The organism is Marinobacter sp. LV10R520-4, assembly GCF_002563815.1.
Classification (GTDB): Bacteria; Pseudomonadota; Gammaproteobacteria; order Pseudomonadales; family Oleiphilaceae; genus Marinobacter.
Map to the genome: position 1 here is coordinate 3,472,073 of NZ_PDJM01000001.1, position 12,816 is coordinate 3,484,888.

The following is a 12,816-nucleotide window of genomic DNA, read 5'->3' on the forward strand; positions in this document are numbered from 1 at the left end:
GAAGACTATGTTGGTAAGCCTTTATCGTTACAACCCGGAAGCAGACAACGCCCCGTTCATGCAGGATGTCGAGGTTGAACTTCCGAAAGGTAGAGACCTGATGGTGCTGGACGTGCTCAATCTGCTGAAAGAAAAAGACGTCACCCTATCGTACCGGCGATCATGCCGTGAAGGCGTGTGCGGCTCTGACGGCATGAACATGAACGGCAAAAATGGTCTGGCGTGCATCACGCCGGTGTCTCAGGTGATCAAAAAAGATAAGCTGGTATTGCGCCCGTTGCCTGGCTTGCCGGTCATCCGTGATCTGGTTGTGGATATGAGCCTGTTTTACAAGCAGTACGAAAAGGTCATGCCGTACTTGGTTAACAATCAGCCTGCGCCCGCTATTGAGCGTTTGCAGACGCCGGAAGACCGTGAAAAGCTCGACGGTCTTTACGAGTGTATTTTGTGCGCATGCTGTTCCACGGCTTGCCCGTCGTTCTGGTGGAACCCGGACAAGTTTATTGGCCCTGCAGGCCTGTTGCAGGCTTACCGCTTCCTGGCGGACAGCCGTGATACCGCCCAGGCCGAGCGTTTGGCTGATTTGGACGATCCGTTCAGCGTGTTCCGCTGCCGCGGTATCATGAACTGTGTCAGCGTGTGCCCGAAAGGCCTTAACCCGACCAGGGCTATTGGCCATATTCGGAACCTGTTGCTGCAGCGTGCAACTTGAGCGGCAAAATGTAATACAGACGCTATACTGTGTCTGGTGAGTATGATTCTTGAAGGCCTCGCCAATTTGGCGGGGCCTTCAACCAAAGGCGTATAGTCAATAGTCTGGTACCGGTTCAGACTTCGTGTGCCGTGATTGTTAGCCGTTAAGTGGCTCGCACTGCGTCGCTAAGTATAAAAAATTTCGGGGAAAGCAGGCATCCGTTCCGGATGTGGCGGCCAAAGTCGACAGCGTAAAAACCCGTATTGACTGGCATGAGGCACTGGCCGACCATTACGGCTTCCCGTACCAGCCCAAGGTGAGCTATTCAAAATGCACGAAAGCATCATGGAGCAGTTGTGGCAAACTTCCCATCTACAGGGAGGTAATCTTGCCTACGTTGAACAGCTTTTTGAAACCTATCTTTCAGACCCTAACGCTGTCCCTGAAGAGTGGCGTAGCTACTTCGACAAACTTCCCAGCGTCGATGGTTATCAGGGCAAAGACATTGCCCATTCCGCAATTCGTGAACAGTTTAAGCATATCTCCCGCAATCAGCGTTTTCTGGCCGGCAACGCTGCGCCAGCAGGTGCCGTACCTGATGCGGACAAAAAGCAGACACACGTACTTCAATTAATTAACGCATACCGCTTTCGGGGTCACCAGCATGCGAAGCTGGACCCGCTGAATGTTAAACCGCGTGAACTGGTTGAAGATCTTGACCCGGCTTTTCACGAGCTTTACAACGCCGATAACGATATCGAGTTCCAGACTGGCTCGCTGAGTTTCGGTTCTGAAACGATGAAGTTAGGCGACATCATAAAAGGCCTGCAACAGACTTATTGCGAGAGTATTGGTGCAGAATACATGCACATCGTCGACACTCGCATCAAGCGCTGGTTCCAGCAACGTATGGAGCCGATTCGCTCCAATCCCGGTTTTGAGGCCGACACCCGTATTCATTTGCTGGAGCGCCTCACCGCCGCCGAGGGCCTGGAAAAATACCTGGGTTCACGCTACCCCGGCGTTAAGCGCTTCGGCCTTGAAGGCGCAGAAAGCCTGATTCCCTGCCTTGACGAAATTATTCAGCGTGCCGGTTCCGGTGGCACCAAAGAAATCGTTCTGGGAATGGCTCACCGTGGCCGTCTGAACGTGTTGGTCAATATTCTGGGTAAAAATCCGACAGAAATCTTTGACGAGTTCGAAGGCAAAAAACTGGCGGACTCGGGTTCCGGTGACGTTAAGTATCACCAAGGCTTCTCATCCAACGTGATGACCCCGAGTGGTGAGGTTCATCTGGCCTTGGCCTTTAACCCTTCGCACCTGGAAATTGTGTCCCCGGTGGTTGTGGGCTCTGTTCGCGCTCGCCAAACCCGCCGCGAAGATAAAGACGGCAAGCAGGTTTTGCCGGTTATCATGCACGGCGATGCTTCGTTTGCAGGCCAGGGCGTGGTGATGGAAACCTTCCAGATGTCACAGACCCGCGGTTTTGGTACTGGCGGCACTGTACATATTGTGATCAACAACCAGGTTGGCTTTACCACCAGCAAGAAAGAAGACGCTCGTTCTACGGAATACTGTACAGACATCGCCAAAATGGTACAGGCTCCGATTCTGCACGTGAACGCAGACGACCCGGAAGCGGTGTTGTTTGTAACCCGAATGGCAATGGACTATCGCACCGAATTTAAAGGCGACGTGGTTATTGACTTGGTGTGCTACCGCCGTCGTGGTCACAACGAAGCCGACGAGCCTGCCGCTACTCAGCCGATGATGTACGAGAAAATTCGTAAGCTGAAAACCACGCGCAACATCTATGTAGATAGCCTGATTGATGCTGGCGTCGTGAGCGAAGACCACGCCAAGCAGATGGAAAATGATTACCGCACGGCTCTTGATAATGGTGAGCACGTAGTCAAAGCGTTGGTTAAAGAACCAAACGCCAAACTTCATGTTGACTGGACTCCGTATCTGGGACACGAGTGGACAGCCAAATGCAAGTCTAGCGTGCCGCTGAAGACCATTCAAAAACTGGGCAAAAAACTGAGTGAAGTGCCCGAAGGTTTCAGTATCCAGCGTCAAGTGTCTAAAATCGTGAAGGATCGTGACAAAATGACGGCCGGCGCCTTGCCTCTTAACTGGGGTTACGGCGAGATCATGGCTTATGCAACCTTGTTAAACGAAGGCTATCCGATTCGTATAACGGGGCAGGATGTGGGCCGTGGTACTTTCTCCCACCGTCACGCCGTATTGCATAACCAGAAAGATGGCTCTACGCACATTGCGCTGACCCATCTGTCAGACGATCAGCCCAAGTTCGAGCTTTACGATTCTCTGCTATCCGAAGAGGCTGCACTGGCCTTCGAATACGGCTATGCGACCACATCGCCTAGCGCGCTGGTTGTCTGGGAAGCGCAGTTTGGCGACTTTGCCAATGGTGCCCAGGTGGTAATCGATCAGTTCCTGACCAGCGGTGAGCACAAGTGGGGCCGTCTGTGTGGTCTTACCATGTTGTTGCCCCATGGTTATGAAGGTCAGGGCCCAGAGCATAGCTCGGCGCGCATTGAGCGCTTCCTGCAGCTGAGTGCGGAACAGAACATCCAGGTGTGCGTACCCACAACGCCGTCGCAGGTGTTCCACATGCTGCGCCGACAGGTGAAACGCCCGGTTCGTAAGCCATTGATTGCAATTACGCCAAAGAGCCTGTTGCGCCATAAAGAAGCTATTTCCAGCCTGGACGACCTGACTTCAGGTACATTCCAGACCGTGCTGCCGGAAAAAGAACCGTCTGATGCGAAAAAAATCACTCGGGTTATTCTTTGCAGCGGTAAGGTCTACTATGAATTGCTGGAGAAGAAGAAGGCCGACGAGCGTAACGACACGGCCATTATCCGTATAGAGCAGCTGTATCCGTTCCCGGGTGAAGATCTGGACGAATTACTGGCGGGATTCAGCAAGCTTAAGCACGCTGTCTGGTGCCAGGAAGAACCGATGAACCAGGGCGCCTGGTATAGCAGCCAGCACCATATGCGCAACGCGCTGCAACGGCTGAACCCTAAACTGCACCTCGAATATGCGGGTCGTGATGCCTCGGCTGCACCCGCGGCCGGCCACATGTCTGTGCACATCGAACAGCAGAAAAAACTGGTTAACGACGCATTTGAAGTCTGACAAGCTACCGAGCCATCAAACTTGCGAGCTATCGAACTTCCGAGCTATCGAACAAAGGAACCGTAATGTCTACAGAGATTAAAGCCCCCGTATTCCCGGAGTCGGTCGCAGAAGGTACTGTCGCGACCTGGCACAAGCAGCCGGGTGAAGCCTGCGCGCGCGATGAGCTGATCGTTGATATTGAAACCGACAAAGTGGTGCTGGAAGTTGTTGCACTGGCTGACGGTGTCATCGAAGAAATCTTGAAAAACGAAGGCGACACCGTAGAGAGCGGTGAAGTGATCGGAAGATTCAAAGCAGGCGCTGCTGGCAAGTCCAAGGGCTCCGACAGTAAAGACGCGGCTGAAAGCAAAGAAAAAGCCGAAAGCAAAGATCAGGGCGGCGAAGCGGCGTCGTCATCAGATGCGATTCTGAGCCCGGCCGCGCGCAAGCTGGCCGACGAGAACAACGTTGAGCCAAGTGCATTGAAAGGCACTGGGAAAGACGGTCGGATTTCTAAAGAAGACGTTCAGAGCCACATTGATAACGCCAAGTCTTCTGGTGGCTCTTCGGCTGCCAAGCCTGCCGCTGCGCCTGTAGCCGAGATCAGTGCCGGTGAGCGTATTGAAAAACGCGTTCCCATGACTCGCCTGCGCGCCAGCATTGCGAAGCGCCTGGTCAATGCACAACAGAGCGCTGCTATGTTGACCACCTTTAACGAGGTGAACATGGGGCCGATCATGGAACTGCGCAAGCAATATAAAGAAAGCTTCGAAAAGCGTCACGGTATTAAGTTGGGCTTTATGTCTTTCTTTACCAAAGCCGCGACCGAAGCCCTGAAGCGCTTCCCTGCGGTGAATGCGTCCATAGACGGCAACGACATGGTTTACCATGGCTACCAGGACATCGGTGTGGCGGTATCCACCGAGCGCGGTTTGGTGGTTCCGGTATTACGTGACGCTGACGCAATGAGCCTTGCCGACGTTGAGAAGAAAATTGTCGAGTACGGTACCAAGGCTAAAACGGGCAAACTGGGCATTGATGAAATGACCGGCGGTACCTTCACCATTACCAACGGCGGCACCTTTGGTTCCCTGTTGTCGACGCCTATTCTGAACCCGCCACAAACGGCGATTCTGGGTATGCATAAGATCCAGCCACGTCCGATGGCGGTGAATGGTCAGGTGGTGATACAGCCCATGATGTACCTCGCGCTGTCTTATGACCACCGCATGATTGACGGCAAGGAAGCAGTGCAGTTCCTGGTTGCCATCAAGGATATGCTGGAGGATCCCGCGCGTATCCTGCTGGACGTATAGGCACTCCACTTATCGAATCGGAATACAGGATTAACTATGGCTGACAAGTTTGATGTAATCGTAATTGGCGCCGGCCCCGGTGGTTATGTGGCTGCAATCAAGGCCGCGCAACTGGGCTTGAACGTCGCCTGTGTAGAAAGCTGGTCTTCTGACGAAGGCAAGCAGGTGTTGGGTGGAACCTGCCTTAACGTAGGTTGTATTCCGTCCAAGGCACTGCTGGAGATTTCTCACAAGTACGAAGAAGCAAAACATGGTTTCGCCGATCAGGGCATCATCGCTAACGATGTCACTATGGACATCGGTAAATTGATGGAGCGTAAGAGCGGCATTGTTAAGCAGCTGACTAGCGGCATCGCGGGCCTGTTCAAGTCAAACGGTGTTACCTCGATTTATGGTTACGGCAAGCTGCTGGCAAGCCGGCAGGTGGAAGTGACTGATAACGACGGCAAGACCAAGACCTATGAAGCCGATAACGTTATTTTGGCGACAGGCTCTCGTCCGATTGAGATTCCGCCAGCGCCAAAAACCGAAGGTTATATCACCGACTCTGAAGGCGCTCTGGAATTTACCGAAGTGCCCAAGCGATTGGGTGTGATTGGTGCCGGCATTATCGGTTTGGAGCTGGGCAGCGTTTGGGCCCGCCTGGGTTCTGAAGTGACCCTGTTGGAAGCCCAGGATACGTTCTTGCCAGGGGTAGACCAGCAGATTGCCAAGGCCACGTTGAAAGAGTTCCAGAAGCAAGGTCTGAATATTGTAATGGGCGGCCGTGTAACGGGTGCTGAGGTCAAGCGCAAGCTGGTCTACGTAAGTTACGAAGACAGCAAGGGCAAGCAGGAGCTGATGGTCGATAAGCTGATTGTGGCTGTTGGCCGTCGCCCCTATGCGGACAACCTGCTGGCAGCAGACTCCGGTGTGAACATGGACGAGCGCGGTTTCGTATCCGTGGACGATCACTGTAAAACCGACGCCCCGGGCGTTTGGGCGATTGGTGACTTGGTGCGCGGCCCGATGCTGGCCCATAAAGCTTCTGAAGAAGGCGTTATGGTTGCTGAACGCATTGCCGGCCATAAACCACAGGTCAACTATGACTGCATTCCCAATGTCATTTACACCGCTCCGGAAGTCGCGTGGGTTGGTAAGACCGAAGAGCAGCTCAAGGCTGACGGTGCAGCCTATAAAGTTGGGACCTTCCCGTTTGCGGCAAACGGGCGCGCCATGGCTGCCAATTCGGCGGTGGGCATGGTGAAGATTATTGCGGACGAGAAAACCGACCGCATTCTGGGCTTTCATGTGTTAGGCCCAGCGGCGTCTGAAATCGTGGCCCAGGGCGTTATCGCCATGGAGTTCGGTTCCAGCGCAGAAGATCTTGCGTTGACCTGTTTTGCTCACCCGACTTTGTCTGAGTCGGTGCACGAGGCAGCTCTTGCAGTTAACGGTGGTGCAATTCACGTTGCCAATCGTCGCAAGAAGAAATAGTAAGCCAGAAAGTCATGGGGCGCCGTAGGGCGCCCCATGACTTTTAGAGACTCTTGTTTTAGAAGCTCTGGTTTTAACGACTCTGGTTTCCGTAGACGCAATCGTTGGGCCGGTGTTATCAGGGTCCATCAAGATGGATTTGTCGCTAGCGGGTTTATCCCACAGGTGTTTATCCTTCATCAAAAAGCAGGACATAAACTATGAATTTGCACGAATATCAGGGCAAGCAGCTTTTCGCTGAATATGGCTTGCCTGTATCACAGGGCATTGCCTGTGATACCCCGGATGAAGCAGTAGCAGCTGCAGAAAAGATTGGCGGTAACAGCTGGGTTGTCAAAGCTCAGGTTCACGCCGGTGGCCGCGGTAAAGCCGGCGGTGTAAAGCTGGTTAAAAATACCGACGACATTCGTGCCTTTGCCGAGCAGTGGCTGGGCAAGAAGCTGGTTACTTTCCAGACCGACGAGCACGGCCAGCCGGTTAGCAAAATTTTGGTTGAATCACTGACTGACATCGACCAAGAACTGTATCTGGGCGCGGTTGTAGACCGTGGTACCCGTCGTATCGTGTTCATGGCTTCCACCGAAGGTGGTGTTGAAATTGAAACGGTTGCGGAAGAAACTCCGGAAAAAATCCTGAAGGCCGAAATCGATCCGCTGGTAGGCGCACAGCCTTACCAGGGCCGCGAACTGGCATTCAAACTGGGCCTCGAAGGCAAGCAGATCGGCCAATTCACCAAGATTTTCATGGGTTTGGCGAAGTTGTTTGAAGACTACGATCTGGCGCTGTTGGAAATCAACCCGCTGGTTATCACTCCGGCCGGTGACCTGCATTGCCTAGATGCCAAAATTGGCGTGGATGGCAACGCTCTGTACCGTCAGAAGAAGCTTCAGGCTATGCGCGACCCGTCACAGGAAGATTCCCGTGAAGCCGAAGCTGCAGCCTGGGAATTGAACTACGTAGCGCTGGATGGCAACATCGGCTGCATGGTTAACGGTGCTGGTCTGGCCATGGGTACCATGGACATCATCAAGCTGGCTGGCGGACGCCCGGCTAACTTCCTGGACGTTGGCGGCGGTGCTACCAAAGAGCGCGTAACCGAAGCGTTCAAAATCATCCTGTCTGACGATGCCGTGCAAGCCGTACTGGTAAATATCTTCGGCGGTATTGTACGTTGCGACATGATTGCTGAAGGCATCATTGGCGCGGTTAAAGAAGTCGGCGTAAAAGTGCCTGTAGTTGTTCGCCTTGAGGGCAACAACGCTGAATTGGGTTCCAAGGTGCTGGCAGAAAGCGGTTTGAACATCATCGCCGCCAGCAGCCTGGCCGATGCCGCAGAACAAGTCGTTAAAGTCGCGGGAGGCAAATAATGAGCATTCTGATCAATAAAGACACCAAAGTAATCTGCCAGGGCTTTACCGGTTCCCAGGGTACATTCCACTCCCAGCAGGCTATTGAATACGGCACCAATATGGTCGGTGGCGTAAGCCCAGGCAAAGGCGGCACCGAGCACTTGGGCCTGCCGGTGTTCAACACCGTACGTGAAGCTGTAGAAAAGACCGGTGCACACGCGACCGTGATCTACGTTCCGGCTCCGTTTTGTAAAGATGCCATCATTGAAGCGGCAGATGCCGGCATCGAGCTGATTGTGTGCATCACCGAAGGTATTCCTACCATCGATATGCTGTACGCCAAAGAGTACGTTGATCGCAAAGGCGTACGTATGATCGGGCCCAACTGCCCGGGCGTTATCACTCCGGGCGAGTGCAAGATCGGCATCATGCCGGGCCACATTCACAAGCCGGGTAAAGTCGGTATTGTGTCGCGCTCTGGCACTTTGACCTACGAAGCCGTCAAGCAGACCACAGATTTTGGCTACGGCCAGTCTACCTGCGTTGGCATCGGCGGCGATCCGATTCCGGGCTCCAACTTCATCGACATCCTCAAGCTGCTGCAAGAAGATCCGCAGACTGAAGCGATTGTGATGATCGGCGAAATTGGTGGCACCGCGGAAGAAGAAGCCGCAGCTTACATCAAAGAGCACGTTACCAAGCCGGTGGTTTCTTACATTGCCGGTGTGACAGCGCCCCCAGGTAAGCGTATGGGCCACGCCGGTGCCATTATCTCTGGTGGCAAGGGCACCGCAGACGAGAAGTTTGCCGCTCTGAACGACGCCGGTGTAAAAACCGTGCGCAGCCTGGCCGACATTGGTAAGGCTCTGAAAGAAGTGACCGGCTGGTAAAACCCGCGGTCATTTTTAAAAACCCCCGTTTCTGTTCTGCAGGGCGGGGGTTTTTTGCTTATAATGCCGGGTCGCCTGGCGTAATATGGCGCCACTTGTATTTCATCAAAAGGAGTTCTTGCTTTGAGTTCTGTAGATTCCCAGCAACGGATATTGTCGGGCATGCGTCCGACCGGCAAGCTTCACCTTGGCCACTACCACGGTGTGCTTAAAAACTGGGTGAAACTCCAGCATGAATTCGAGTGCTTCTTCTTTGTTGCCGATTGGCATGCGCTGACCACGCAGTACGACGATCCGTCTAACATAGAACAAAGTGTGTCGGACATGGTTATTGACTGGCTGGCTGCCGGGGTTAACCCGGGTTCATCCACGATGTTTATTCAGTCCCAGGTGCCTGAGCATGCCGAGTTGCACCTTCTTCTGTCGATGATCACGCCTTTGGGTTGGCTTGAGCGCATTCCGACCTACAAAGACCAGCAGGAAAAGCTGCGCGAGAAAGATCTCGCTACCTACGGGTTTTTGGGGTATCCACTGCTCCAGTCGGCCGACATTCTGATGTATCGGGCAGGGCGTGTACCGGTGGGTGCCGATCAGGTTTCCCACGTTGAAATCACCCGTGAAATCGCACGTCGCTTCAATCATCTTTATGGCCGTGAGCCTGGCTTCGAAGACCAGGCCGAGGCGGCCATCGTGAAAATGGGCAAGAAAAACGCCAAACTCTATCGCAACCTGAAGAAACGCTATCAGGAAGAGGGCGATCTGGATTCGCTGGAAACGGCCCGTGCCCTTTTGAAAGAACAGCAGAATATTTCCTTGGGCGATCGCGAACGCCTTTATGGTTACATTGAAGGCGGCGGTAAAGTGATTTTGCCAGAGCCTCAGCCATTGTTGACGCCTGAATCAAAACTGCCAGGGTTGGACGGGCAGAAAATGTCCAAATCCTACAACAATTACATTGGCCTGCGGGAGGCGCCGGACAGCGTAGCGGCGAAAGTGCGCACCATGCAGACTGATCCGGCGCGGGTGCGTAGAACCGACCCGGGCGAGCCGGAAAAATGCCCGGTGTATGCCATGCACAAGGTTTATTCCGATGCCGACACCCGCAGTTGGGTGGAAATTGGCTGTCGCAGCGCCGGCATCGGCTGCCTGGACTGCAAAAAACCGCTGATTGATTCCATTGTGGAAGAGCAGCGGCCATTGCACGAACGTGCGGCCGAGTACGAAGGCAATCCGGATCTGATTCGTTCCATTCTGGAGGAAGGTCGCGAACGCGCTCGCGACGCAGCTCGCGACACCCTGGACGAAGTGCGGTCTGCCATGGGCCTGAGCTATCGTTGAAGTGCTTACTGGCCCGGCAGCCCCGGCAGCAAAGCCAGAGGGCGTAAAGCCGCCGCATCTCGCTCTAATAGCGGGAAAACCGCTGGCGCAGTTACCGCTGGATCTTTATATCCCGCCAGACGCTCTGGCGGTTTTTTTGGACGCGTTTGAAGGCCCCCTGGATTTGTTGTTGTACCTGATTCGGCGTCAGAATATGAACATTCTGGAAGTCGACGTCAGTGCCATTACGCGCCAGTATATGGAATACATTGCCGTTGTAGAGTCCATGCGATTTGAGCTTGCGGCGGAGTATCTGGTGATGGCGGCCACGCTGGCCGAAATCAAGTCCCGGATGCTGTTACCGCGGCAGCAGATTGAAGAAGACGAAGAAGACGACCCACGGGCAGAACTGATTCGCCGTTTGCAGCAGTACGAGCGTTTTAAAAAAGCGGCAGAAGACATAGATAAGATGCCGCGCCAGGAGCGGGATATCTTTGTTGCCGATGCCGGTATGCCAAAGCTTCCCTCGGTACGCAGCCATCCTGGGGTGGCTATGGCGGAGATTTTACTGGCATTGGAAACCGTGCTCAAGCGTGCAGACATGTTTAGCAGCCACCACGTTGAGCGAGAGAAGCTGTCGACCCGTGAGCGCATGTCGGCGATTCTGGCTCGGCTGCAACAAGGCGGTTTTATTCGTTTCGAAAGCCTGTTCCTGCCGGACGAAGGGCGTCTGGGGGTTGTTGTCAGTTTTTTGGCAATGTTAGAGCTGGTAAAAGAGCAGCTGGTTGAGTTGGTTCAGGCTGATCCGTTTGGCCCCATTCATTTGCGGGCGCGGGTTGCGGTCTGAAAACCCTGAATACTGGTGCAACGAATTATGATGAGTGATGCTGCCTTACCCATTACAGGGATTATCGAAGCGGTTCTGCTGACAGCGGGCAAGTCGTTAACGGTGCAGCAGCTCAGAGAAGTGTTTGACGAAACCGAGCGGCCAACCCATAAGGCAGTGGAGCAGGCGCTGGTGGAATTAGAGCAACTTTGCTGTGGTCGTGGTTTTGAGCTGAAAAAAGTTGCCAGCGGTTACCGCCTTCAGGTGCGTGAATCTTTTGCTCCTTGGGTGGCTCGGCTGTTTGAAGAAAAACCACCGCGTTATTCGCGGGCGCTGTTGGAAACACTCGCATTGATCGGCTACCGCCAGCCTATTACCCGTGGTGAAATTGAAGATATTCGCGGCGTTGCGGTAAGCAGCAATATCATTCGTACGTTGGTTGAGCGAGAGTGGGTCCGAATTGTAGGTCATCGGGAAGTACCGGGCCGGCCGGCTATGTATGCCACCACCCGACAATTTCTTGACTACTTTAACCTAACAAGCCTGGACCAGTTGCCGCCCTTGTCTGATAGTCGGGATTTGGACGCGATCGGGCGCGAAATTGAGCAGAAAATCGAACAAACACCATTTCACTGATGCAGGCCCTGCATCGGTCCGTTATTTAAGGATTAACCCATGGCGTCAGAACGCCCCTGGACTACCGGCAAGCCGGCAGCCAAATCAGCATCGAATGCGAACAAGCCGAGCGCTAATCGCCGTAACCCAGCGAAATCATCGGCAAAAGCGGCGAAGCCAGGCAAGCCTGCGCCAGAGGTGCTGGCGACTGTGCCAGTAGGCGGTCCTGAGCGAATTCAGAAGCTGCTGGCACGTGCCGGTGTTGGATCGCGGCGCGAAATTGAAGGCTGGATGGACGCGGGTCGCCTATTGGTCAATGGCAAACCCGTTACTCCAGGCCAGAAAGCCACGGTGAGCGATGTTTTTGAACTCGACGGCAAGCGCTTGGACGTTGCTGCCGCTGCCGAGGTTTTGCGCCGAGTGCTGATTTACAACAAGCCGGAAGGCGAAGTAACCACTCGCAAAGACCCGGAAGGGCGCCCAACCGTGTTCGACCGGCTGCCGCGATTGCGTGAACATCGCTGGATTTCTATTGGCCGGCTGGATTTGAACACCACTGGTCTGGTGATGTTCACCACCGATGGCGAGCTGGCTAACCGGCTTATGCATCCTTCTAGCCAGATTGATCGGGAATACGCGGTGCGTATATTTGGCGAAGTAGACGACGCCATGATTGAGCGCCTGCGCACCGGCGTCACCCTGGAAGACGGCGAGGCTAAATTTAGCGACATTTCCGCCGCCGGCGGCACCGGCATGAACCGGTGGTTCCACGTGACTTTGTTGGAAGGGCGCAACCGTGAAGTGAGGCGCCTTTGGGAATCGCAAGGCGTGCGCGTCAGCCGCCTGAAACGTGTTCGTTACGGCTCAATATTTTTGCCCAGCAGATTAACCGTGGGGAAATGGGAAGAGTTGGATCAGAAAGCCGTGGATTTGCTGAGCCGCACGGTTGGCTTGGCTAAAATGGCGGTTCCGCAACAGACACCGGATGAAGCGGCGGCGCAGGCGCGCCAACAAAGAAAGGCAGCTCCGGTAACCAATCGCAGCAATCGTGCGGCAGGCTCCCCCGGTTCAAAAGCGGGACAGGGCGCTCGCAAGTGGGCGGTTGCAGACTCTAAACCTCAGCGCAGTGGCGGCAAAGCCCGTACCGATAAAACCCGCGGTTAATAGCCGGGTAGGGCTGGCG

10 protein-coding genes are annotated in these 12,816 nt (G+C 54.3%); all 10 read left to right on the top strand.

Annotation, left to right across the window (positions count from 1 at the left end):
* Positions 1 to 7 precede the first annotated feature (7 nt).
* The 10 genes from ATG98_RS16865 (at position 8) to rluB (ending at position 12,797) form a co-directional block, all read left to right on the top strand.
* Positions 8 to 712: a succinate dehydrogenase iron-sulfur subunit gene (locus tag ATG98_RS16865; RefSeq protein WP_098423900.1), complete on the top strand. Its 705-nt coding sequence runs from the start codon at positions 8 to 10 to the stop codon at positions 710 to 712.
* 312 nt (positions 713 to 1,024) lie between these two features.
* The gene (locus ATG98_RS16870) at positions 1,025 to 3,862 is read left to right on the top strand and encodes a 2-oxoglutarate dehydrogenase E1 component (RefSeq protein ID WP_098418259.1); all 2,838 of its coding nucleotides are present in this window, start codon (positions 1,025 to 1,027) and stop codon (positions 3,860 to 3,862) included.
* Positions 3,863 to 3,927: 65 nt separating this feature from the next.
* Positions 3,928 to 5,160, top strand: a complete 1,233-nt coding sequence (gene odhB / locus ATG98_RS16875) for a 2-oxoglutarate dehydrogenase complex dihydrolipoyllysine-residue succinyltransferase (RefSeq protein WP_098418260.1) — start codon at positions 3,928 to 3,930, stop codon at positions 5,158 to 5,160.
* A 36-nt stretch (positions 5,161 to 5,196) separates the two neighbouring features.
* The gene (gene lpdA / locus ATG98_RS16880; RefSeq protein WP_098418261.1) at positions 5,197 to 6,636 is read left to right on the top strand and encodes a dihydrolipoyl dehydrogenase; all 1,440 of its coding nucleotides are present in this window, start codon (positions 5,197 to 5,199) and stop codon (positions 6,634 to 6,636) included.
* A 200-nt stretch (positions 6,637 to 6,836) separates the two neighbouring features.
* Positions 6,837 to 8,003, top strand: a complete 1,167-nt coding sequence (gene sucC / locus ATG98_RS16885) for an ADP-forming succinate--CoA ligase subunit beta (protein WP_098418262.1) — start codon at positions 6,837 to 6,839, stop codon at positions 8,001 to 8,003.
* On the top strand, positions 8,003 to 8,875 hold the full coding sequence (sucD, locus tag ATG98_RS16890; protein WP_007351963.1) for a succinate--CoA ligase subunit alpha: 873 nt from the start codon (positions 8,003 to 8,005) through the stop codon (positions 8,873 to 8,875). Before sucC ends, sucD begins: the two co-directional genes overlap by 1 nt.
* Before the next feature lie 123 nt (positions 8,876 to 8,998).
* The gene (locus ATG98_RS16895) at positions 8,999 to 10,213 is read left to right on the top strand and encodes a tryptophan--tRNA ligase (RefSeq protein ID WP_098418263.1); all 1,215 of its coding nucleotides are present in this window, start codon (positions 8,999 to 9,001) and stop codon (positions 10,211 to 10,213) included.
* Positions 10,206 to 11,039: a segregation and condensation protein A gene (locus tag ATG98_RS16900; RefSeq protein WP_416376602.1), complete on the top strand. Its 834-nt coding sequence runs from the start codon at positions 10,206 to 10,208 to the stop codon at positions 11,037 to 11,039. Before ATG98_RS16895 ends, ATG98_RS16900 begins: the two co-directional genes overlap by 8 nt.
* A 27-nt stretch (positions 11,040 to 11,066) precedes the next feature.
* Positions 11,067 to 11,654 carry an SMC-Scp complex subunit ScpB gene (gene scpB / locus ATG98_RS16905; RefSeq protein WP_098423902.1) on the top strand — a complete coding sequence of 196 codons (588 nt, stop codon included), beginning with the start codon at positions 11,067 to 11,069 and terminating at the stop codon, positions 11,652 to 11,654.
* Positions 11,655 to 11,693: 39 nt separating this feature from the next.
* On the top strand, positions 11,694 to 12,797 hold the full coding sequence (gene rluB / locus ATG98_RS16910; RefSeq protein ID WP_098418266.1) for a 23S rRNA pseudouridine(2605) synthase RluB: 1,104 nt from the start codon (positions 11,694 to 11,696) through the stop codon (positions 12,795 to 12,797).
* Positions 12,798 to 12,816: the final 19 nt, after the last annotated feature.

Bases quoted from the DNA above. Each gene is read 5' to 3' on its own strand.
- ATG98_RS16865 (WP_098423900.1), top strand. From the start codon at position 8: ATGTTGGTAAGCCTTTATCGTTACAACCCGGAAGCAGACAACGCCCCG.
- ATG98_RS16870 (WP_098418259.1), top strand. From the start codon at position 1,025: ATGCACGAAAGCATCATGGAGCAGTTGTGGCAAACTTCCCATCTACAG.
- odhB (WP_098418260.1), top strand. From the start codon at position 3,928: ATGTCTACAGAGATTAAAGCCCCCGTATTCCCGGAGTCGGTCGCAGAA.
- lpdA (WP_098418261.1), top strand. From the start codon at position 5,197: ATGGCTGACAAGTTTGATGTAATCGTAATTGGCGCCGGCCCCGGTGGT.
- sucC (WP_098418262.1), top strand. From the start codon at position 6,837: ATGAATTTGCACGAATATCAGGGCAAGCAGCTTTTCGCTGAATATGGC.
- sucD (WP_007351963.1), top strand. From the start codon at position 8,003: ATGAGCATTCTGATCAATAAAGACACCAAAGTAATCTGCCAGGGCTTT.
- scpB (WP_098423902.1), top strand. From the start codon at position 11,067: ATGATGAGTGATGCTGCCTTACCCATTACAGGGATTATCGAAGCGGTT.
- rluB (WP_098418266.1), top strand. From the start codon at position 11,694: ATGGCGTCAGAACGCCCCTGGACTACCGGCAAGCCGGCAGCCAAATCA.